The organism is Leptolyngbya sp. DQ-M1, from assembly GCF_039962505.1.
GTDB lineage: Bacteria > Cyanobacteriota > Cyanobacteriia > Leptolyngbyales > Leptolyngbyaceae > Leptolyngbya.
Genome location: NZ_JAMPLJ010000013.1, coordinates 21982 through 44915, shown reverse-complemented (window position 1 = coordinate 44915; position 22934 = coordinate 21982). Strand labels below are relative to the sequence as shown.

The 22934-nt window shown below is 48.7% G+C and carries 18 protein-coding genes and 1 pseudogene; 8 read left to right on the top strand and 11 right to left on the bottom strand.

Features of this window, described 5'->3' with window-relative positions; translation table 11 throughout:
* Positions 1-238: 238 nt before the first annotated feature.
* Positions 239-736: a DUF6328 family protein gene (locus NC981_RS23120; protein ID WP_348245093.1), complete on the bottom strand. Its 498-nt coding sequence runs from the start codon at positions 734-736 to the stop codon at positions 239-241.
* A 368-nt stretch (positions 737-1104) separates the two neighbouring features.
* Here NC981_RS23120 and NC981_RS23115 point away from each other — a divergent pair, with 368 nt between their 5' ends.
* Positions 1105-1920 (top strand): alpha/beta hydrolase, encoded by an 816-nt coding sequence (locus NC981_RS23115; protein WP_348245091.1) that lies wholly within the window; start codon positions 1105-1107, stop codon positions 1918-1920.
* Between the two features lie 23 nt (positions 1921-1943).
* Positions 1944-3743, top strand: coding sequence for an ATP-binding protein (locus NC981_RS23110; protein ID WP_348245089.1), 1800 nt, complete (start codon positions 1944-1946; stop codon positions 3741-3743).
* Positions 3744-3847: 104 nt separating this feature from the next.
* Here NC981_RS23110 and NC981_RS23105 read toward each other — a convergent pair whose 3' ends face one another.
* Complete coding sequence (locus NC981_RS23105; protein ID WP_348245087.1) at positions 3848-5434, bottom strand: NAD(P)H-quinone oxidoreductase subunit N; 1587 nt, start codon at positions 5432-5434, stop codon at positions 3848-3850.
* A gap of 511 nt (positions 5435-5945) precedes the next feature.
* Here NC981_RS23105 and topA point away from each other — a divergent pair.
* Positions 5946-8657: a type I DNA topoisomerase gene (gene topA, locus NC981_RS23100; RefSeq protein ID WP_348245085.1), complete on the top strand. Its 2712-nt coding sequence runs from the start codon at positions 5946-5948 to the stop codon at positions 8655-8657.
* Positions 8658-8729: 72 nt separating this feature from the next.
* Here the strand turns inward: topA and NC981_RS23095 are convergent, their stop codons facing one another.
* The 5 genes from NC981_RS23095 to cysS form a co-directional block, all read right to left on the bottom strand.
* Positions 8730-9641, bottom strand: coding sequence for a YihY/virulence factor BrkB family protein (locus NC981_RS23095; protein WP_348245083.1), 912 nt, complete (start codon positions 9639-9641; stop codon positions 8730-8732).
* Positions 9642-9703: 62 nt separating this feature from the next.
* On the bottom strand, positions 9704-11434 hold the full coding sequence (locus tag NC981_RS23090; RefSeq protein ID WP_348245081.1) for a hypothetical protein: 1731 nt from the start codon (positions 11432-11434) through the stop codon (positions 9704-9706).
* 2 nt (positions 11435-11436) lie between these two features.
* Positions 11437-12762 (bottom strand): TldD/PmbA family protein, encoded by a 1326-nt coding sequence (locus NC981_RS23085; protein WP_348245079.1) that lies wholly within the window; start codon positions 12760-12762, stop codon positions 11437-11439.
* A 2-nt stretch (positions 12763-12764) separates the two neighbouring features.
* Positions 12765-14204: a TldD/PmbA family protein gene (locus NC981_RS23080; protein WP_348245077.1), complete on the bottom strand. Its 1440-nt coding sequence runs from the start codon at positions 14202-14204 to the stop codon at positions 12765-12767.
* Between the two features lie 89 nt (positions 14205-14293).
* Complete coding sequence (cysS, locus tag NC981_RS23075) at positions 14294-15715, bottom strand: cysteine--tRNA ligase (protein ID WP_348245075.1); 1422 nt, start codon at positions 15713-15715, stop codon at positions 14294-14296.
* Positions 15716-15806: 91 nt separating this feature from the next.
* On the opposite strand from cysS, the gene NC981_RS23070 reads away from it, so the two are divergent.
* The 3 genes from NC981_RS23070 to dtd all read left to right on the top strand — a co-directional run bounded on the left by NC981_RS23070 (position 15807) and on the right by dtd (position 18188).
* A complete protein-coding gene (locus NC981_RS23070; RefSeq protein ID WP_348245073.1) occupies positions 15807-16934 on the top strand; it encodes a GTP-binding protein in 1128 nt (375 codons plus the stop codon).
* 33 nt (positions 16935-16967) lie between these two features.
* Entirely contained in the window at positions 16968-17258 is a 291-nt protein-coding gene (locus NC981_RS23065; RefSeq protein ID WP_348245071.1) for a (2Fe-2S) ferredoxin domain-containing protein, read from the top strand.
* Between the two features lie 495 nt (positions 17259-17753).
* Positions 17754-18188, top strand: a complete 435-nt coding sequence (gene dtd / locus NC981_RS23060; RefSeq protein ID WP_348245069.1) for a D-aminoacyl-tRNA deacylase — start codon at positions 17754-17756, stop codon at positions 18186-18188.
* 39 nt (positions 18189-18227) lie between these two features.
* Here dtd and dxr read toward each other — a convergent pair whose 3' ends face one another.
* Entirely contained in the window at positions 18228-19400 is a 1173-nt protein-coding gene (dxr, locus tag NC981_RS23055) for a 1-deoxy-D-xylulose-5-phosphate reductoisomerase (RefSeq protein ID WP_348245067.1), read from the bottom strand.
* A gap of 107 nt (positions 19401-19507) precedes the next feature.
* Between dxr and NC981_RS23050 the strand changes: the two genes are divergently transcribed.
* Both NC981_RS23050 and NC981_RS23045 read left to right on the top strand, forming a co-directional pair.
* A complete protein-coding gene (locus tag NC981_RS23050; protein WP_348245065.1) occupies positions 19508-19840 on the top strand; it encodes a DUF433 domain-containing protein in 333 nt (110 codons plus the stop codon).
* Positions 19837-20196, top strand: a pseudogene (locus NC981_RS23045) (DUF5615 family PIN-like protein). The gene NC981_RS23050 and the pseudogene NC981_RS23045 overlap by 4 nt, the downstream one beginning before the upstream one ends.
* Positions 20197-20241: 45 nt before the next feature.
* Here the strand turns inward: NC981_RS23045 and trpB are convergent.
* The 3 genes from trpB to NC981_RS23030 form a co-directional block, all read right to left on the bottom strand.
* Positions 20242-21483 carry a tryptophan synthase subunit beta gene (trpB, locus tag NC981_RS23040; RefSeq protein WP_348245063.1) on the bottom strand — a complete coding sequence of 414 codons (1242 nt, stop codon included), beginning with the start codon at positions 21481-21483 and terminating at the stop codon, positions 20242-20244.
* Positions 21484-21518: 35 nt separating this feature from the next.
* The gene (locus tag NC981_RS23035; RefSeq protein ID WP_348245061.1) at positions 21519-22127 is read right to left on the bottom strand and encodes a hypothetical protein; all 609 of its coding nucleotides are present in this window, start codon (positions 22125-22127) and stop codon (positions 21519-21521) included.
* 76 nt (positions 22128-22203) lie between these two features.
* Positions 22204-22917, bottom strand: coding sequence for a class I SAM-dependent methyltransferase (locus NC981_RS23030; RefSeq protein ID WP_348245059.1), 714 nt, complete (start codon positions 22915-22917; stop codon positions 22204-22206).
* Positions 22918-22934 lie beyond the last annotated feature (17 nt).

The following is a 22934-nucleotide window of genomic DNA, read 5'->3' as shown; positions in this document are numbered from 1 at the left end:
TAGTTTTTCTCTCAAACCTATCACGTTCGCCTATTTCAGCCATCGGGAGGTGTGTAGCAACTAAAGTCTCCCACTGAAGTGGGTAGTTTCGACTAGCGTGCTGGGACAATGAACCCCGACTTGATTTGGTGCAAGCTCAATGATGCAATTCCTGTCTTAGTACAGAATCAGTCTCAGGGTTAAATTAGTTGTAATTTGCTTGAATTTTCGTGCGATATAAAAGCTCCTATGTTTTTGACTAATGAGACTTCTTCACTTTATGAGTGAGAGGCATCAGCCACCAAATTATGCCAATTAAAAATCCGATGGTGGCAGTGGCAACAGTTGACCAAGGTTGTCCAACCACTTCATTCATCACCAATTGCGTCGTTGAAATCAGCGAGATCGAGAGCGCGATCGTCCCTACGACAATGATCCGACTCGACAGTCGCTTAAATCGCCCCCAATGCCTCAGAGGTCGTCGAATTCGATGCTGTGCGGCTGGTGCGCTGAAGCAAACTAGACTCGCGATCGCGCCAATAAACGCAACAATATAGACCCACTTCTCAAACGATGCAATCTTAGAAAACCCCTCACTAAACGGAAGTAAGATGAGGAATCCAGTCAATATCTGACTTCCCTGTTGCAAGACTCGCAATTCCTGCAACATCTCGTTCAAGCTTTGCTCGTCATGCTCACCAGGATTCATTGGAGTTAATGAATCTTGGGCAATAAGCGGTGTAGTCTGTTGTGTCACGGAGTCTGTCCTCTTGCTTGCAAGCTGCGAACCTAAAATTCGAGTTCACAGGGTAAAGTGTACATTAAGAATAGATTAAAGAAATGATTTGGCGTGTCTTGCGGTAGATAGACTTCGCGAATTCAAACCGCTCCCTGTGTTAACCATTCGAGGCTAACTATTCAAATGCTCACCTCAAATGCTCCATAGAGAATAATTGCTATGGATTTTCAATTCCTGTCTAACTGGTGTCGTTTCTTACTCAACACCCTCCGTTAGAGCGGTGATGATATGGTCAATATTTTCCGTTTAGTTAAGCTTTAAATCGTTTTTTATACACAAAGCCTGAGATGAGTACGATAAGGTGACAAAGTGTTAGGACGATTCATGTGGCTTCAACAATTCTTACGCGCAATCATGTAACGATACAGGGGCAGGGTGACCAGCCAATGCTGTTTGCTCATGGGTTTGGGTGTGATCAGAATATGTGGCGATTTGTAACACCAGACCTTGAGAACGCTCATAAGCTAGTCTTATTCGATTATGTCGGCTCTGGAAAATCTGATTTGAATGCTTACAACATTGAGCGCTACAGCAACCTCAATGGCTATGTTGAAGATGTGCTTGAAATCTGTGAGGCACTAAATCTAACCGATGTGATTTTCGTCGGGCATTCAGTGAGCAGCATCATTGGTATATTGGCATCGATTCAAGCGCCTCAATACTTCAGCCGTCTGGTTCTTGTTTGCCCCTCTCCTTGCTACATCAATGACTTGCCCGATTACTTGGGAGGATTCGATCGATCAGATATCGAGGGACTCCTAGACCTAATGGAGAAAAATTACATCGGCTGGGCTAATTTTCTGGCTCCAATGATCATGCAAAATAAGGAGCGCCCTGAGCTTATTAATGAGCTTGAAACCAGTTTTTGTTCAACCGATCCCGTGATTGCTCACCGTTTTGCTGAAGTCACCTTCTTTTCTGATAATCGCCGCGATTTGCTGAAAGTGAGCATTCCATCCCTCATCCTACAGTGTTCAGAAGACGCGATCGCGCCGATTGAGGTTGGTCAGTATGTGCACCGCTATTTGCCTAGAAGTGAACTCCGAATCATGCAAGCGACAGGGCATTGCCCGCATATGAGCCACCCGCAGGAAAGCCTTGATCTGATTAAAGACTATCTAGCAACAACCTATGTAATCTAACCAACTATCTAACTATGCGATCTATGCAATCTGATTGTGTGACATTAGGAGCCAGTTACCCCTTGGATGGAGCGCTGAATACTGCACCCTGTGGCTTTCTCACGTTCACCGAAGATAGTAGAATTGTGGTAGTTAATGCGACGCTGCTGCACTTACTCGGCTATGAGCTAGACGAACTACGAGGACAGCAGATAGAAGTCATTTTGCCGATCGCTAGTCGCATTTTCTATCAAACCCATTTCTTCCCGCTGCTCAAGCTGCACGGCAAGGTAGAGGAAGTCTACATCTCCATGAAGTCTAAACAGGGAGATGCGCTTCCTATCTTGCTCAATGCAGTGCGTCGGGAACATGCGGATATGACTGTAAATGATTGTGTCTGCGTCCTGATGCACCAGCGAAATCGATACGAGGATGAACTGCTCCAGGCAAAAAAAGATGCAGAAGTAGCAATCTGTGCTCAAAAGCAGACAAATGCTTTGTTGCAGCAATCTCAAATCGAATTGGAGCGAAAACAAACCGAATTATCGGAACTCAATGCAAAGCTTGAGGAGTTGGTTCAGCAACGAACGGCTCAACTTCAGCAAGCCTTAGAGTTTGAAGCGCTTCTAAAACGCATTACCGATAAAGTGCGGGATAGTTTAGATGAACAAGAGATTCTACGATCGGCAGTGCGAGAACTAGCACAAGGGTTAGGAACGCTTTGCTGTGACACGGGCATTTACAGCGCAGATCAGACGACCTCAACCATTGTTTACGAGGTCAGTCACGTCCTTGCACCCGCTCAAGAACCAACCATGTCACTCTCAAACAGTCCTCATGCTGGAGTTTTCCAACGTCTGCTACAGGGACAAGTGAGCCAGTTTTGCGATATTACGTCTGATTCAGTGCGACCCGATCAGCGGTTCCTGGTTGTGCTTGCCTGTCCCTTGATGGATGACCAAGGAGTATTAGGTGATCTTTGGCTGTTTAAGCCTTGTGAAGCAGAGTTTAACGAGCAAGAAGTCCGATTAGTTCAACAAGTTGCCAATCAGTGCGCGATCGCGCTACGCCAGTCACGTCTCTATCGGGCGGTTCAGGTACAGGTAGAAGAACTCGCTCGGCTGAACCGCCTGAAGGATGACTTTCTCAGTACGGTCTCTCATGAACTGCGAACACCAATTTCTAGCATGAAGATGGCGATTCAAATGCTCGATATCCGTTTGCGCCCGTTGGGCTTGCTGAACTCACAAACGAATTCGATTAGCCGCTACTTTCAAATTCTACAGACGGAATGTGAACGAGAGATTAGTCTGATCAATGACCTACTAGATTTGACTCGAATTGATTCTGGCGCAGAACCCTTGAACCTCACGTCGATTCAGTTCAAATCTTGGATTAATCAGGTTGCTGTCCCCTTTCTTCAACGCACCGCCGATCAAGAGCAACACCTAAAGCTCTCAATTCCCGATGATCTGCCCCTCTTCACAACAGATCTGGTGTGTCTAGAACGAATCCTGACCGAGTTACTGCACAATGCCTTCAAATATACGCCCCCCAGCGAGACCATTACGATCGCAGCCCGCTTAGAAACAGACAATCTCAATACTGCTTTCCTGATTGAAGTGAGCAATTCAGGGGTCGAAATTCCTGCAATAGAGCACGATCGCATCTTCGATAAGTTCTATCGGATTCCCAAACATGATCCGTGGAAGCATGGCGGCACAGGATTGGGTCTATCCTTAGTCAAGAAATTAGTCGCTCGACTGGGTGGAATCATCTGGGTTGAGAGCGGCGATCGTCTTACGAAATTCATCCTGCAATTCCCACTGAATCAGCAAGCCTGAATCTGGGGTGCGTCTCAAGGATCGAGAGATTTGGCATAAAATCTACTTTGCAGCAAAAAAGCCGACTGACTTCAATCAGCCGGCTTTCTAAATTTCGCCTAAGCCTAGCCGCGAATTTTAGCTTGAGGTAGTTCAGCCGTCTCTTGACGGGGCTGTGCCGCGATCGGTTGGCTCTTCACTTCTGCTTGCTGCAAGAGCGGTGATTTTACTACCGAATCATTTGCCAGCGTAAACAGAGGATTCGAGAGAATCCCAGCGATCGAAGTCGCAATCAGGGTCAGAATCAAACCGATTTGCAGCGGACGCAGCCCAGGCAGATTCCAGACGATCGGCGGATAGTTTTTGACCACTTCCGACATTTCCTGCGGCTCTTTCACGACCATCATCTTCACCACTCGGATGTAGTAGTAAATCGAGATCACGCTCGTCACCAAGCCGAGAATCACCAGCAAATAAGCGCCTGCTTGCCAACCTGCCCAGAATAAATACAGCTTTCCGAAGAAGCCTGCCAAGGGAGGAATGCCACCGAGCGAAAGCAGACACACGCTCAACGCCAAAGTCAGCAGCGGGTCTTTCTGATACAAGCCCGAATATTCGCTGATTTGGTCGGTTCCAGTCCGTAGCGAGAACAAGATGATGCAGGTGAACGCACCCAAGTTCATGAACAGATAAATCATCAGATAGAACAGCATACTGGCATAACCAGCATCTGAGCCGATGACTAACCCGATCATCACAAAGCCTGCTTGACCGATCGACGAATACGCCAGCAGTCGCTTCATGCTGGTTTGCGCCAGAGCGACCACGTTTCCAAGCACCATGCTCAAAATCGCTAGCGTCGTCATCACCAAATGCCACTGATCCGTGACTTGGGGGAACGCCGTCACCAGCAAGCGAATCGCCAAACCGAATCCAGCCGCTTTTGACCCGACTGACAGGAACGCAACCACCGGAGTTGGCGAACCCTCATATACATCCGGTGTCCACTGGTGGAATGGAACGGCTGCAATCTTAAAGGCAATGCCCGCGATCGCAAACACCAGCGCAATCACCAGCCCGATCGACTGGTCTAGTCCTGCGACTGAGATTTTTTGGGCGATCGCCGAGAGTTGAGTTTCACCACCCGACAGCCCGTACAGCAGGGATGCCCCGTAGAGAAAAATCGCCGAACTCGATGCGCCGATCAAGAGATATTTCAGCGCGGCTTCGTTCGATCGCGGATCGCGTTTGGTGTAGCCCGTCAATAAATAAGACGAGATACTGAGCGTTTCTAGCGAGACATACACCGAAACCAATTCATCCGAACCACAGAGGAACATTCCGCCTAGCGTAGCCGTAAGCAGAATCGTGAGGAATTCAGCCAGTGCAGTTCCCGACTGCTCGACATAGCGCACTGACATCAGAATCGTGACGGCTGCCGAGAGCGCAACGATCCCCCGAAGCACGATGCTCAAGTCATCGCTATTAAATTCACCCAGAAACCCGATCGGGGTGGGGCTATCCCAAAGCGTGAACAATGACCCTACCGCCGTCAGCAGCCCGCCGATCGCAAAATAGGGTGTCCATTTTGAGGAATTTTGTCGCCCTACAATTAAGTCGCCCACAATGACGACCATGATGGTAGTGATCACGATCACTTCTGGAAGGATCGTCCCAGCGTTGAGCTGAGCCACGAGAGAAGCAAAATCCATAGCACGAAGTCCGTAGGAGCAGGAATTAACAAAAATTTATGCTAGGCGCACTTTCATTTGAGTCAAGCGAATACTTCGCCTTCTAGGGATTCTATCGTGCAACGGCTGCCTCGTTCTCGTTGAATCTCGCTTCTCTGGTGCATCTTGTAATTGGGATCGTTATGATGCACCTATCAAGTGTGATCTATATTGATCAAGCAACTGCCCTCAGAATGAATTTCTGCCAAAAGATAGACGATTGATCGTCGATCGTCTACAGTCATAGACTTAGATGTTTGTGACAGTTATGTCGACTGGTCTATTTCTTCTTCTGGATTTGGATCATTTTCGGGTGAATCAAATTGAGCAGTTGGGTATGGTTAGTATGGTTATAAGTTAGAAGCGAGTGGCATCACGGCTGCTATACGCCTCAAGCGTGGTTTTCCGTACCCCACGATCGATCAAAGTGAGTGATATTGGTATCAATACGCCCTGATTCTTGTTGAACAGCGATTTCTAGTTAGACAGACTCATGCCAACTCTTGTCATTGTCGAATCTCCGACGAAAGCCCGCACCATTCGCAACTACTTGCCTCGCGGCTACCGCGTTGAGGCATCGATGGGACATGTGCGCGATCTCCCTCAATCCACGAGCGATGTCCCCGATTCGATTACCGATAAACGGGTGCGGGAACTCGGTGTCAATATTGAGGCAGGCTTTGAGCCAATTTATCTTATTCCAAAGGATAAATCGAAAGTCGTCAAGACCTTAAAAGATGCGCTGAAAGAGGCGGATGAATTAGTGCTGGCGACTGACGAAGATCGCGAGGGTGAAAGTATTAGCTGGCATTTGCTTCAGCTTCTCAAGCCGAAAGTGCCCGTCAAGCGCATGGTCTTTCACGAAATCACCGAAGACGCAATCAAGAGCGCGATCGATAACTGCCGCGATATTGATGTGAGATTAGTCCGCGCTCAGGAAACGCGCCGGATTCTCGATCGCTTGGTCGGCTACACGCTGTCGCCGCTGCTCTGGAAGAAGATTGCCTATGGTCTGTCAGCCGGTCGGGTGCAGTCGGTCGCGGTGCGGTTGCTAGTGAATCGGGAGCGTCAACGTCGCGCCTTCCGCAAAGGGACGTATTGGGATTTAAAAGCGCTGCTGGCAGTGGATGCCGCTCCGAAACAAGAATTTGAAGCGAAGCTCGTTACCTTAGCGGGACGCAAAATTGCGACGGGTGCGGATTTCGATGAATCGACCGGACAAATTGTCGCAGGTCGAAACGTCGTATTGTTGAGCGAAGAAGAAGCAAGAGCCTTACAAGCCCGATTAGACGGCAAAGTGTGGACGGTTTCGGATTTAGAAGAACGTCCCGTCACGCGGAAACCTTCGCCTCCGTTTACGACTTCGACGCTGCAACAAGAAGCGAACCGTAAATTAGGCTTATCGGCGCGGGATACGATGCGGACGGCGCAGAGCCTGTACGAGCAAGGCTACATTACTTATATGCGGACGGACTCGGTGCATTTATCGCAGCAAGCGATCGCAGCTGCCCGCAGTTGTGTTGAAGCAATGTACGGAACCGATTACCTCAGTCCCCAACCGCGCCAATACACCACTAAGAGCAAAGGCGCGCAGGAGGCACACGAAGCGATTCGTCCTGCGGGAAGTACCTTCCGCACTCCGAGAGAAAGTGGGCTAAGGGATCGCGAATTAAAACTGTACGACTTGATTTGGAAGCGAACCGTTGCGACTCAGATGGCAGAAGCACGCCAAACTCAAGTAACGGCACAGATTCAGGTTGAAGATGCCGGATTTAGAGCGAGCGGTAAGCGGATTGATTTTCCAGGATTCTTCCGGGCGTATGTGGAGGGATCAGACGATCCGAATGCTGCGATCGAGAACCAAGAAATCATCCTGCCGCCGATGCGGGCGGGCGATCATCCCAAGTGCAATCAGTTAGAAGCGATCGGGCATGAAACCCAACCACCTGCCCGTTTTACCGAAGCTTCTTTAGTCAAAACGCTAGAAAGTGAAGGCATCGGACGACCTTCGACCTACGCCAGCATCATCGGTACGATCACCGATGAACGTAAAGGCTATGCTCAACTGGTCGGAAATACTCTCGTGCCAACCTTTACAGCGTTTGCGGTCGTAGATTTGCTCGAAAAGCATTTCCCGGACATTGTAGATCTGCGGTTTACGTCCAAGATGGAGCAAACCTTAGATGACATTGCTACAGGTGAAGTCGATTGGCTGCCGTACTTGAAGCAGTTTTATCTTGGGGATCAAGGGCTTGAAACTCAGGTCAAAGAGCGCGACAGTAACATTGATCCCAAAGAAGCCCGAACGATTCATCTTGACGATCTAGAAACAAAAATTCGGATTAGCCGCACCGGAGCCTACATCGAATCCGAGAACGGCAACATCAATTTGCCGAAAGATATGCCACCTGCGGATCTCAACCCCGAACAGGTCGAGGTCTTGCTAAAAGGCCCGAAAGTGCTAGGGTATCATCCCGAATCTGGAGAGCCAATTTACGTCAAGCTTGGGCCTTATGGTCATTACATCCAGCTTGGCGACAAAACCGACGAGAATCCGAAACCTAAGAACGTTTCGATCCCGCCAAAAGTGAAGCCCGAAGACGTAACGCTAGAGATGGCAGTCGGATTGCTGTCTTTGCCGAGAACGCTAGGGGTTCACCCAGAAACGGAACGGAAAATTCAAGCCGCGATCGGTCGTTTTGGTCCCTACATCGTGCATGATTTGGGCAAAGACGAAGAAGGTAAACCGAAAAAAGATTATCGATCACTCAAAGCCGGCGATGATGTAACGACGATTACGCTCGATCGAGCTTTACAACTGTTTGCAGAACCAAAAGCCGTTCGCGGCAAACGTGGTACTGCTACGCCAATTCGAGAGTTAGGCGCGCACCCCGACGATGGAGAACCCGTCAACATCTATAACGGCCCGTATGGCGCTTATCTCAAACACGGCAAGGTGAACGCTTCCCTGCCTGAAGGTCAGACGGTTGAGGAGATCACGATGGATGTAGCGGTTCAAGCGTTAGCGGCAAAAGCTGGAACGAAGAAAACTACCAAGTCGAAGAAGACCACGACCGCGAAAACCACTGCGAAAAAAACGACGGCTAAGAGTTCAACGAAAACCGCGGCAAAGCGATCGACGACGAAAGCGGCAGCGGCGAAAAAATCGACAGGCACAAGCAAGCGCGTTAAGGCAAATGACTAATCCATAGCTGGAGAAGCTAATGCGTTCGATCGGGCAATTAACAGAGGAAGTCTTAGCCTTGCCCAAGGTTTGTCATGGGCGATCGTACTCTGATTTTTTCTGCATGACTTCTCCAACTACAGCATTGACTAAACCGCCCAACAACATCACAAACGCACTGAGGTAAAGCCACAACAGCAAAACAATCACAGCCCCGATCGCGCCATACACCTGGCTGAAATTCCCAACTTGAGCCACATAAAACCGCAGTAATCCAGATAGCATTGCCCAGAGTAACGCGGCTAGAATTGCTCCTGGCAGAATGGGTGTTCCATGCCGCCACTGACTCGTACCAAACCGATAAATAAAGCTCAGCGCTAACGCCAGAATCATCAGTGCGATCGGTAGACTCAGATGATGCCAGAGGTGAAACACACTCTGGGCAAACCCTCCACTGTTAAAGGCGACAATCTGAACCGCAACATCGCTGATCACGACAATTAGCAGCGCAGCCACCAGCAGCAAAACCGTTCCCAGTGCTAAAGCGAGCGCGACCAATTTCGCCTGCCAAAACGGTCGAACTCGTTTACGCGGAATCCGATAGATTTGATCTAAAGCTGCCATTGTTGAGCCTGTCACGCTCGAAGACACCCAGATTGCTGCTAAGAAACTGAGCGAAAATAATCCCTGGTTGCTTCTTGCTTGTAGATATTTCAGTGATCCCCGAATAAGGGTGACTGCTTGTTCGGGGATGACTTGATTCAGTTGGTTGGTTAGGGTGCGGAAATTGGCTTCGGAAATCTCGAACAGCCCGATCGCGCTCAAGACAGCGAGTGCTGCTGGAAACAGTGCAAAAATTGCATTGTAGGCAATTTCAGCCGAGAGTCCGGGTAAGCGATGTTGGGCAGCCCGCCGAATGATAACTGCCACCGTTTTGAAGTTGAGGTACTTGAGGAATCGAAAAAAGCGGGTAATCAGAGCTAAACCGGACAGGCGTTTCAGCATTGTGAATCGGTGATTCTGGCGTAATTCTAGCAGTTTAGCCAATGCAACCGGAAAGGGCTGTATCAGGGGCGTGAAAAATGAGTGATACAGGCTGTATCTAAAAGCGTGAATTCCGGTGTGGTGAAGACTGAGCAGCGTGTGAGTTGACTGAGTGCGGGCGTTTTTCCCTGCTGTAAATTGGTAAGCGCGATCGAATATGCCGGTTGAAAGCTTTCAAGCCAGTCTGCGCGGGTTAGATACTCTGGTGTAAACGCGGATTGCTCGATTAACCAGAATTTGATGTTGTACCGCTCGATCGCTTGTTTTGCCAATGTTAAATCCGAACTATATTGCGCCTGCAACACATCAATAATACGCTGGCGAATCTGACGGTAATAACCCAGATGAAACGGAAGCGAATGCTCTCTGCTAAATAAAACAGAGCGTTGAGCAAAGGTTGAAATATTGTTCGCTTCGTCGGAAAGCGTTGCGATTAAGGTATCTTTGGGCTGAGTTTGCAGAAATTGATAGAGCGGTGCATTTCCGACCCGGAAGTTTGTGCTGGGAAAGCCTCGCGAGAACTGAGGATAGAACACCAGCACAATGCCGATCGCACTGATCAAACTGAGTCTTGCACCCAGTGCGATCCATCGTTGCCGAATAGCTAAACTTTCACAGGCTCGAAGAGTGGTATCGGCTAGAACAGTAAGCGTGATTCCTGCTGCGATCGCCAATACAATTCGGAAACTGTGTGCCGTATATCTGGTGGGAAAAAATAGCCTGAGCAACAAGAGGTGAGCCGCGCCATACAGCCCTAATGAGACCCAAACGATCTGCGGTAAAACTGCGATTTTGCGATTGATTTGCTGTACCAGTGGAAATCTTGACGGATATCGCATCACAATCGGCAGCAATAATCCAAACCAGATTAACGGGGGCATTAGAGGCGGGATGATTCCGCTGTGTTCGCCAAATAGCCAGAAGACCCAAGGATTCAGATTGAAGAAGGGATGTCTTCCCTCTGGATATAGTTCTGGCATCGTTAGGGCTTGCGATCTCGTGATCACAGGCGCAAATTCCGCAGAAGAAATGGCATAGGGTACAAGGGCGATCGCGCTAAATCCAATACAAGCTCCAACGAATTTAAGTTGATCAAGACGAAGTTCTCTAGATTCCCAATTCCATAGCCTTAAACATAAAAGTGCGATCGTAATCAACACCAAAGGTGGATAAATTAATGCTTGTAAAACTAATGTGATTAGAATACCAAGTCTCTGATTACGAATGAGATAATATAAAAACGCTAAGAATAACGGTGTGACAAATGATCTAGGAGTCGCAGAATTTAAGTCATCTCGAAACCATAGACTTTGATTCAGGATTAGTGTGGCGATAAACCCGGTAACAGCAAATGGAAACAATCGTAAGCAGAGAGCAAAGCTGTACAGAGTTGCGATTAATCCAAGTGCGATCGGAAGCACTTTACTCAACCAAAGCGGCTGCACTCCGAACATCGCCATCACCTGATAAATAGCAGCATATCCAGGTGGGGTAATTGACTTGAAATACTGAGCGATCAGATCATTGGGTAGCAGAGTTGGATCAATAAATCGCTGCATCCAGAACACATATTCTCTTGCATCATCTTGCACCACAAAATCGGCTCGAAACGCTTTCTGTAGTGCGAGAATGCCGTAATAAAGAGAAAAAACGAGACTCAGACTGAGCCAGAGGGCAGCCGCACGAAAGTTCTTCGTAGGATTGTTCTCTGGCTCGATCGAAGTCATCAGAAATTGATGTGCCCTGGTGAGCATTATTAAAGCGTATAAGTGAAGTTCTCCACGAGCATACCAGGAACGTGAACCCCGCCTAAATTCCGATGTCCATAGGTTCCAACTTCAGGAACGAACTCCTGGAAATTGGTTAACGCAATCAAGTTCTCGCCCCAGAACTGATACAGACTATCATCGAATCTGAGATTTTCGATCGGCGCAACAATCTCGCCATTTTCCACCCAAAAGCAGGCATATCGGGTCATTCCGGTAATTCGACCCGTGGGACGATCGCTCCAGTTAAGATAATGCAGATTTGAGAGGTATAGCCCTGTGTCTAAAGCTTGAAGAATGCGATCGTGGTCTAAGTCCCCAGGGAGAATTTCGGGCGATCGTAGTCCTTCGCTCTCAGATGCACCATTCGCTTCTAGTCCGTACTCTTTCGCGGTTCTGGATGAAGTGAGCATATTAATCAGCTCACCCGATTCAATCAGCGAGAGTTCCAAGGGTGCAATTTCACCCAGTTCATTAAATCGTGGCACTAAGCCAGATTTGAAGTTTTCTTTCAGCGTGAACTTGGGAGATAGCTTTTTCTCGCCGCGCCGCATCGCACTAAAACAGCTTCCGCCTTGTTGATGGGAGGACTCACTAATGCCGCCCCAAGACAGCATCGAGGCGAGTTCTGCAAGCGCAGCAGGGGCAAGATAGGTGCGATATTGTCCCCGTTGAATCGATTTCGGCGGTTGTGCCATGCGGCTTAACTGCGATCGAGATTCTTCAATCCTCGCTTGATACGCCTCACTATCCCAATCTGATCCCGCAAGCGTTCCTTTTACGGCTTGCCCATCTGGTGTAAACAGCGAGTAATCGAGCGAATACGAGTCCGTTGCAAACCAGTGTTTTTGACCCACCGAATCGGCATAGGCACGAATCACCGATCCGGCTGCATAAATGCCTGTGAAATCAAGATCGGTTACGACAGGCAGCAGAGCTGAAACGACTGCTTCTGGATTGAGCAGTTGACCGGTATGAACTTCGCGACTGGTATTATTGCCAGCCGGAAGCACCAGATAAGGATTTTCTGGAAGCTGTGCCACTTCTTCACGCAGCGCCGCGATCGCATGGGCTGCCGTTCGTCGATCGTTTTCAAAATCGCCCGTAAACGGAAACTCTCGATAACTGCTGCGCTGATTGTGCATCAAGACCAGTTGCAGATTGCCATCGTTGACGCTTCCGGTTTGGCGAACTTTGGCATGATTAAAGCGCGTGAATTGGCTTTGTTCACTATCCAGCGTCAGCGTGAATTGTTCATCGGGTTTTAACTGATTGCGGATTTCCTCAACCAGTTGATTAAAGCTATTTTCCAGCATTGTTATGCGCCCCCGCCAAAAACTTCGATATTTGCAAACACGGCGATCGGTGAACCATGTCCGACCGTAATTGCCTGATTTGGTTCGCCTTTACCGCACATCGGTGTGCCGTACATTTGCCAAGTCGAACGATCGCCCACAGCAATTAGTCCGCTCCAAAACTGCGGCGTGATGCTGCGATAGTTCGGATTGCGTAGAGTCTTCGTCAGCTTGCCGTTTTCGATGCGTTTGGCGTATTCGCAACTGAACTGGAATTTGTGGCGCTGATCGTCGATCGACCAAGAGCGATTCGATTCCATGTAAATGCCGCGATCGATGCCGGCAATGATTTCTTCAAAGCTTTGATCGCCGGGTTCAAGGTTGAGATTTGCCATGCGGTCGATCGGCGGACGATTCCAAGACGATGCCCGCGCACAAGCAACCCCTTTTACCCCAGTTCTGGCTTGGCTTTCGAGGCTACCGACTCCGCGCTGTAAAACGCCTTCTTTGATCAAATATTCACGACTTGCAGGTGCGCCAGTGTCATCAAAACTGTAACTAGCAAATTCTCCAGAAACCGTCGGATCAAAGGTAATGTTCATCAACGGAGAGCCATACACCAAGTTTCCGAAGTCTTGGAGTTTGACAAAGCTGCCACCGGCATAGTTGCGCTCATCGCCCAAAATGCGATCGAGTTCCAACGGATGCCCGACACTCTCATGAATTTGCAGCAGCATTTGATCCGGAGCAAGAACCAACGTGGTCGTTTCATTCGGACAGTCTTCAGCCGTCAGCAGCTCGATCGCTTGTGTCCCAATTTGCTGCACTCGCGCCCACAAATCCGGAGTAATGAAGTATTCCAAGCCGCCTTGATAACAGCTTGCCAGCCAGCCATTGTTCGATCGACGCTGAACGATCGCGCCCTCTTGAGCCGTCGCGGAATAGTCAGTGCCGATGCGAAAGAAATGCTGATACACTTCTGAACCATTTGTGCTGACAAACCAAGTTTCTGTCTCAGTCGTGAGGGCAGTGGCGCTGGTCTGCACGATCTGATCAGAGACTTTGAGTTCGCGGGTGATCTTAATCAGGATGTCATTAATTTCACCAGGGCTAAGCGCATCGAACGGCTTCATCAACGGAGAAACATACTGCCCGACCACTTTTGGACGCGCCGAAATTGGGGTCGAATAAATGTTCCATTCTGAAGCCGCGATCGCTTGACGATATGCCTTTTGTGCGGCGGCTTGAATTCCTTCGAGCGTGATCAGATTGGTTGCGGCATACCCAATCTGGCCATTTGCCAACACTTCGACCATCACGCCCTGAGTTAGCGATGAGCCGTTTGTTTCGGGAATGCCATCGCGTACCGATCGCGTGGTTGCTGCTTCCTTGGTTGCCCGTAGCCCCACCCAATCGGCGGGGACATCGATCGCATTGAGAAAATGGGAAAGTTCAGAAATCATGGGGCCTGGGATAAGGGAGAATATCGGATATCAATCTCTAGTAAAAAATCGCCACCAGAGGCTAGTCATTATAATCCGGTATCTCTAGTCTAGCGATGCCAAATCGTTTCGCCGCCCGGTTTATCGATCAGGGTGATTCCTTGGGCTTGAAGTTCGTTGCGAATGCGATCTGCTTCGGCATAATTTTTCGCCTTTTTCGCGGCTTTGCGTTCTTCAACCAGCGCGACGATCGCAGCATCGGATAATCCCACCGTTGTTTCTTCGGGTTGCGCTTCGAGTCCTAAAACTTTCGCCAATTCGATCAGCGTTTTCCACTGTGCAAGAAGAGTTTCAGGTTCCGCTTCGGTTTTACCTTCGTGTACGAGAATGTTGCCTTCGCGCTGTAATTCTTTAGCGATGGGAAATAGAGCCGCCAATGCACCGGATGTATTGAAATCATCATCCATTGCGGCTTGGAATTCTTGCACGGTTAAGGAAGCCCGATCGAGTTCTCCCTCCGGAGTGGAATTGAGCTTGAACCCAAATAACAAGCCATCTTTTAAGGTATTCCAGCCGTTTTCAGCCGCAGTTAAGGCATCATCGGTAAAATCGATCGGCTTACGATACCCCGCCTGCAACACAAACAAGCGAACCACCATCGGATCAGCGCCTTTTTTGTCCAGCAAATCCCGAATTGTGGTGAAATTACCCAGCGACTTCGACATTTTCTCGCCGCCGACATTCACCATGCCGTTATGCAACCAGTAGTTGGCAAGCGATCGACCCGTGACCGCTTCCGACTGAGCAATCTCGTTTTCGTGATGCGGAAAAATCAGATCCGCGCCGCCGACATGAATATCGATCGACTCTCCCAAAAATTCCCGCACCATTGCCGAGCATTCAATATGCCAGCCCGGACGACCTTTACCCCAAGGCGACTCCCACGCAGGCTCATCGGGTTTCGCTCCTTTCCACAGTGCGAAATCAAACGGATAGCGCTTTTTCGGTTCTTCGTCATCGACGCGTCCACTCGCACCCGCCTGCATATCCTCTAACTTGCGCCCCGAAAGCTTGCCGTACTCTTTATCTTGCTGAACGGCGTAGTACACATCGCCATCCGCCGCATACGCAAATTCTTTTTCCTCTAATTCGCGAATCAGGCGTTTAATCCCGTCCAGCGTTTCGGTCGCGCGAGGATAAGCATCTGCATCGAGAATATTCAACCGCCGCATATCCTCGAAATATGTTTGAATATTGCGTTCTGCCACGGCTTCCATCGTCGAACCTTCTTCGCGTGCCCGTCTGAGGATTTTGTCATCGATATCGGTAAAATTCTGCACATAGCGCACGTTGTAACCGCGCCAGATCAAATACCGTCGTACCGTATCCCAGACAATATACGATCGCGCATGACCCAAATGGCAATCGTCATACACCGTAACTCCGCAGCAATACATCTTCACCTGATCGGATAAGATCGGCTCAAACGGCTCCTTCCGGCGAGTTAGGGTGTTGTAAACGACTAAAGCCATGAAATTCTTAAACACAATAAAGACTGATAGCCCATCTTAATCGATTCTGATCAGCAATAATGGGGGAAAAGATATTTGATGCGATCGTGCTATGCAATCAGTCAGCACTCAGTCTGAATCCACAATGGATGTGCCCAAAACTGGGCTTCCGGTTACGATTATCACAGGCTTCTTGGGTAGCGGTAAAACCACGCTGCTGAACCACATTTTGACGAATCAACAGGGCTTAAAAACTGCCGTGTTGGTCAACGAGTTCGGTGAAATCGGTATCGATAACGAACTGATTATCCAGACCGATGAAGATAAGAATATGGTGGAACTCAGCAACGGCTGTATCTGTTGCACCATCAATAACGATCTGGTTGATGCGGTCTACAAGGTTCTAGAACGCCAAGACCAGATCGATTATCTCGTCGTTGAAACGACTGGACTTGCCGATCCGCTTCCGGTTGCACTGACATTCTTAGGAACGGAACTGCGGGATCTGACTCGGCTTGATTCGATCGTTACCGTGGTCGATTCTGAAAACTTCAGCCTAGATCTGTTCAATAGTGAAGCGGCTTACAGCCAGATTGCTTACGGCGATATCATTTTGCTGAACAAAACGGATCTAGTCGATGAAGCCAACGTCGATGCGCTCGAAGTTCGGATTCGAGATATCAAAGACGGTGCGAGAATTCTCCGTACGGTTAAGGGGCAAGTTCCGTTAGCTGCCTTGTTGAGTGTGGGTCTATTTGAGTCCGATAAATACTTTGACCCGGACGCTGAATCGGATCATCATGACCACGAACATGATCACGCTCATGACCATCACGATCATTCTGCCTGCGATCATGATCATGGACATTGCACTCACGATCACGATCACGATCATCACCATCACCACTCGAATCACTTAGAGAATGATGGTTTCACCTCGGTTTCATTCGAGAGCGATCGACCGTTCAGCATTCGGAAGTTCCAGCATTTTCTCGATAATCAGCTTCCAGCGAATGTGTTCCGCGCCAAGGGCATTCTCTGGTTTGATGAAAGTCCGAAGCGGCACATTTTCCACTTGAGCGGCAAGCGCTTCTCGCTCGATGACGACGAATGGAAAGGCACCCCGAAGAATCAACTGGTGCTAATCGGACAGAATTTGGATCATGAGGAATTACGATCGCAAGTCGAAGCCTGTCTCTGTCCGTCTTCCCAAAACAAAGGAAAAGGTTTCGGACGATAAGGGCAATCTAAGATAAATTTCTTGGATTGTCTAATGTCTTCTAAACAAGTTCTCGTTTGCCAGTACCAAAGCTGTCTTGCTCAAGGATCAGCCGAGGTGCTGGCAGCTTTTTTAGGCTGTTCGATTTCTGAGGTGTCGATCGTTCCGAGTGAATGCCAAGGCCAATGCAATCTTGGTGCAACCGTGAGAGTTTTACCCGATGAAATTTGGTATTGTCGGGTGAAACCAAGCGATGTCAGTGCGATCGCTGAGTCTCATTTGCAGAATGATCAAGTCGTCGATCGATTGCTTCATCCCCGAATTCATCCGCGTTATTCAACCTGATTTTGCTGCTTTTATTATCGTCGATCGATATCTCGCGATCGACCGCCTGACTTAATGCGAATCGTAAACGCTTTGAATTTCTAATCCTGCGCTTCTTCGTTCAGCATCTGTATCCATTACTGAACCAATGCGGGGTTAAGTTTTCTCTGAGCTAATTCCGCTAACTTCCCAATGAGATTCGTATTTCTATTTATCTATTCGGTCTAAGTTTTAAAGTTTTCGTGTTGCCCATTTAGGTTTGCCCTCACATACGTAGGAGGAATTGAAAACGAACCTGCAAAAATAGCAAATAAACTTACAAAAATCGAAAACGAACCTGCAAAAATAGCAAATGAGCTTCACGAAATTGAAAACGCATCCTTCAAAGCAGCAATCGAACTCATCGAAACGACAAATGCACGATCGAATCAAGCAAATGAACCTAATGATTTAAAAACACTCATGCAAAATGCTGCGATCGCGATCGTCATTCTGACTAATCCAATTCTGTAACTTATGCGCGTTGTTCTTCAGCGAGTTCTTTCTTCCCAAGTCGTAGTAGATGGAGCAGTGATCGGGAAAATCGATCGCGGTTTAAATCTTTTAGTCGGAATTGCCGCAACGGATACCGCAGCCGAACTCGATTGGATGGCGCGGAAATGTTTAGAGTTGCGAGTGTTTTCCGAGGACGGCAGATTCGACCAATCCGTTCAAGATATCAACGGCGAAATTCTCGTTGTGAGCCAATTTACGCTGTACGGAGATTGCCGCAAAGGTCGTCGCCCTTCGTTTGATCAAGCGGCAGTTCCGGAGCGAGCCGAACAACTTTACAACCAATTTGTTGAGAAACTGCGATCAAGCGGCTTGAAAGTCGAAACCGGGAAATTCGGGGCAATGATGCGGGTGTCGATCGAGAACGATGGCCCTGTAACACTGCTCTTAGAGCGGTAATCATTTGCGCGATCGCCCAACACGACGATCGCACCTTTCCTACACCTCAACCAACTGACTCGCAGACACTACCGTTTGTCGCGCCCATTCATCCGCCGCCAGAATTTCTTCGAGCGTTGGTGTGGAACGATTTTGAGTTGTGTAGCGATCGCACGTTTCCTCAATTAATCGCGGAATATCCAAGAACTGAATTTTTTCTTCTAAAAATAGCGCCACCGCTTGTTCATTCGCCGCATTCAGCACCGCAGGCATACAGCCCCCTGCTCGACCTGCCGCATACGCCAACGCCATGCAAGGATACTTCGCGTGATCCGGCTCTCGGAAGGTCAGCGTTCCCAACTTCACCAGATCCAGCCGTTCCCAACTCGTCGGAACACGATCGGGATACGACAGCGAATACAACAACGGCAATCGCATATCCGCCCAGCCCAACTGTGCCAGCACCGAAGTATCTTGCAGTTCAATCAGCGAGTGAATAATGCTCTGCGGATGAATCACAATTTCAATATCGTCATAATCAACGCCAAATAAATAATGCGCTTCGATTACTTCCAAGCCTTTGTTCATCAGGGTGGCGGAGTCGATCGTAATCTTGCGCCCCATTGTCCAATTCGGATGTTTCAGTGCATCTGCAACCGTCACCGATGCCAATTTTTCAACGGGCAGATCGCGGAACGAGCCACCCGATGCCGTTAAAATAATTTTCTTCAATCCGCCTTCTGGAACACCTTGCAAACACTGGAAAATTGCAGAATGTTCCGAATCGGCAGGGAGCATTTTTACGCCATGTTTTTGAATCAGAGGTAGCACCACAGGCGCACCCGCAATCAGTGTTTCTTTGTTTGCTAAAGCAATATTCTTTCCTGCCTCGATCGCTGCTAATGTCGGAAGCAATCCGGCACAGCCTACAATTCCACTCACAACCGACTCTGCATCGCCGTAACGTGCGACTTCGACGACTCCTGCTTCACCAGAGAGAATAATCGGCTGTGGGTCAAGATCGGCGATCGCGTCCTTTAATTCGGCTAACTTACTCTCGTCACAAATGGCGACGATTTCTGGGCGGAACGTGCGGATCTGCTGCGCGAATAATTCCACATTGCGTCCGGCTGCCATCCCAACAATGCGAAACTGATCCGGATGCTCGGACACAATATCCAGCGTTTGTGTCCCGATCGATCCAGTTGAACCAAGAAGGGTGATTGCTTTCACGGGTTATTTGTTTGACACTTCACCCATATCTTACGGGGAAGGGGGGATCAACGGATCTGTGAGACACTCCAGTCTAGAATATCGATATTCAGTTACAAGGTCTTGTCATGCAACTGGAAGATTATTTTGAGTTTGCAAGTCCAGACGAAATCCGATTCAAAGGACATCGAATTGGACTGGAAGATGTGTTGAAGTATTACCTCGCAGGCTATTCACCGGAGCAAATTCTGGAGGAATTACCGTCCTTGAATCTCGAAAAGGTTCATGCCGCAATTATTTATTATTTACACGATCGATCCACGATCGAAGCGTATTTGCTGCGTTTGGCAAACTGGCGAGAACAACGCTATCAAGCGTGGGCAGAGTCTGAGCTTTCTCCGGTTATACAACGATTGAGAGCATTGAAACGAGAGCGCAAAAGCAGCTTAACCCACTCATGAAAGCTCGATTTCTGCTTGATGAGAATTTATCGCCTAAGTTGAAAATTGCTGTTCTCCGCCTCAATCCAAGAATTGATATTTTGCGCGTTGGTGATCCAGGTGCCCCACTTTCTGGAACTCAACATCCTGAAGTTTTGCAATATTTAGAACTGTCACAAAGAATTTTAGTGACTGACAATCGCAAAAGTATGCCGGAACATTTAGAAATGCACTGGCAAAGCGGAGGATACATATGGGGACTATTTTGGCTGCGTCCTAGCTCGACCATTCGCGAGTGAGCAGAAGAACTGGTGCTGATTTGGGAAACCACTGAGGCGGAAGAGTGGATTGATCAACTGATCTGGATTCCGCTTTAGTGACGATAAAGCCCGTCTGGATTTTAGCTCAAACGGGCAAAAACACTAAGGATTAAGAATTTTCGAGACGCTCAAGACATCTTTATCGCCGCGCCCAGAGCAGTTAATCACAATCCGAGGGCTTCCCGACAGTTGCGGGCAAAGCGTATCGAGATAAGCGATCGCGTGTGATGTCTCCAATGCCGGAATGATTCCTTCTAGCTGTGAAAGCTTCTGGAATGCAGCTAAGGCTTGCTCATCGGTGACAGCGTAGTATTCTGCCCGTCCAACTTCCATCAGATAGCTATGTTCAGGCCCAACGCCCGGATAATCTAAGCCCGCGCTCACCGAATGCGGCTCGATCACTTGTCCGTCTTCATCCTGTAACAAGTAGCTCATTGCGCCATGCAGCACTCCGACCCGCCCTTTGGTTAAAGTTGCCGCGTGTTTATCGGTTTCGACTCCATGCCCTGCGGCTTCAACTCCGATCATGCGAACGCTGGGGTCTTCGACAAATTCATGGAACAATCCCATTGCATTCGAGCCGCCGCCAACACAAGCCAGCAAAATATCCGGCAAGCCGCCCCATTTTTCCTGACATTGAGCGCGGGTTTCTTGACCGATAATTGCGTGAAAATCGCGCACAATCATCGGGTAGGGATGCGGCCCTGCAACTGAGCCGAGAATGTAATGCGTCGTCTCTACATTTGTCACCCAATCCCGAATCGCTTCGGAGGTGGCATCTTTGAGCGTTCCGGTTCCGGCTGCGACTGGACAAACTTCTGCACCCATCAGGCGCATTCTAAACACATTCAACGATTGACGTTCCATATCGTGAACGCCCATGTAAACAACGCATTTCAACCCAAATCGAGCGCAAGCGGTTGCAGTTGCCACTCCATGCTGTCCGGCTCCGGTTTCGGCGATCACGCGCTGTTTGCCCATGCGCTTGGCGAGGAGCGCTTGAGCGATCGCATTGTTAATCTTGTGTGCGCCTGTGTGGTTTAAATCTTCGCGCTTGAGATAAATCTGCGCTCCGGTTCCGTCTGGCTTAGCGTAATGTTGGGTTAAGCGCTCAGCAAAATAAAGCGGACTCGGACGACCGACATAATCGCGCAGAAGCGACTGGAGTTCTGCTTGAAAGCTGGAATCCTGACTGTACTGTTTATAAGCGGCTTCGAGTTCTGCCAGTGCTGGCATCAATGTTTCAGGAACGTATTTACCGCCGAATTTGCCGAATCGACCCAAAGTATCGGGGCGGTTTTCAATTGATACAGACTGATTAGGAGGAAGCGGAGTAATAGTCACGATCGCACTTTCAAAAATTCAGAACATCTTTAATCTTAAGGCATCCATTCTAAACCGATGCCAAATCGACTCTCTTTCTGAATCGGAGAATTGCGTTTTTGAAACTCGGTGGAGAGTCTGAGATTGTGTGTGAGGGCGTAGCCGATCGATAATGTCGTCAATCCTGTTTGTTCTGCGCTAAACGGAGCCACCCAGCTTTGAGTCAGGCTAATATCTGCACCGCCTCCGCGAGAGAGAACAAACAGCGCTCTGATGCCTAGATTTGCGCCGTCGATCGTTTCTCCTTGCACGTTTAACTGCCGATATCCCACCAGCGGCGCGACATTGATGTAACTTCCGAGGGGACGAGCATAGTAATGTAAATCTGCACCCCAGTTTGAGGATTGATAATTCGCGCTGGTAGTGAAACGGGTACGATCAATTCGCAAATCTTCAATTCCAAGATTTAATTCTGAAGCAGAATAGCCAATCCGTAATCTTGTGCGAAAACTCGGATCAGTTTTAATTTCTTCGGTCACATTTGGGACTTGTTTTTGCCAGCGTTGCAGGACTGGACTGTTCTGAATTACTTTCGGATCAAGGTCGAGTTCTGCTGCATAAGTGGGCGATCCAAGCAGCAAAACTCCCAACATTAAGGCTCTCATCTTAAACGCTCATGTCTAACTTGCACACCATATCACTAGTGCAATGAAGATAGACCGTTAAGGTATGTTTCCATACCTAGACTACTTTTTCAAAGATGAAGATGTGCTGCTGCGGTAAACCGTTGCGAGTTTCAACATAGCGAAGTCCTGCAACCGTCATTTCTTGCCGCACTTGTTTCTGAGTCATTTTGTGTAGCGGTTTGATCAACACGAAGGGATTTTCGCCTCGGTATTCGACTAGAACCGCTCGCCCGTGAGGTTTGAGCGATCGTACAATTCCCGCCATCATTTCTTGGGGATATTCAAACTCGTGATACGCATCGACCATTAATGCTAAATCAACGCTGTTTTCCGGCAAATTCGGATTTGTTTCACTCCCTAAGATCGGCTCAACATTCGGGATTTTCTTCTCATCTTTCAGAGAGTTCAAAATCTCCAGCATTTCCGGCTGAACATCTACTGCATACACTTTGCCTTGTGGCACCCCAGAGGCAATTCGGAAGCTGAAATACCCGGTGCCTGCTCCAATATCCGCAACTACGCTATCTGGTTTGAGATTCAGTGCGGCAATCACTTTTTGGGGCTGTTCTTCGGATGCGCGGCTCGATCGCTCCAACCACCCTGCGCCCTGATGCCCCATGATCTGAGCAATTTCACGCCCCATGTAAATTTTGCCAATGCCATCCGGGTCGTGATTTGTACGAGTTTGATAAACCTCTACATCCGCCCACACTGGCAAACTCAAACAAAGCCAAATCGCCAAAATTGCCCCTAGCCTTCTCCAGATCATTTTTCGCCTCTCGACAC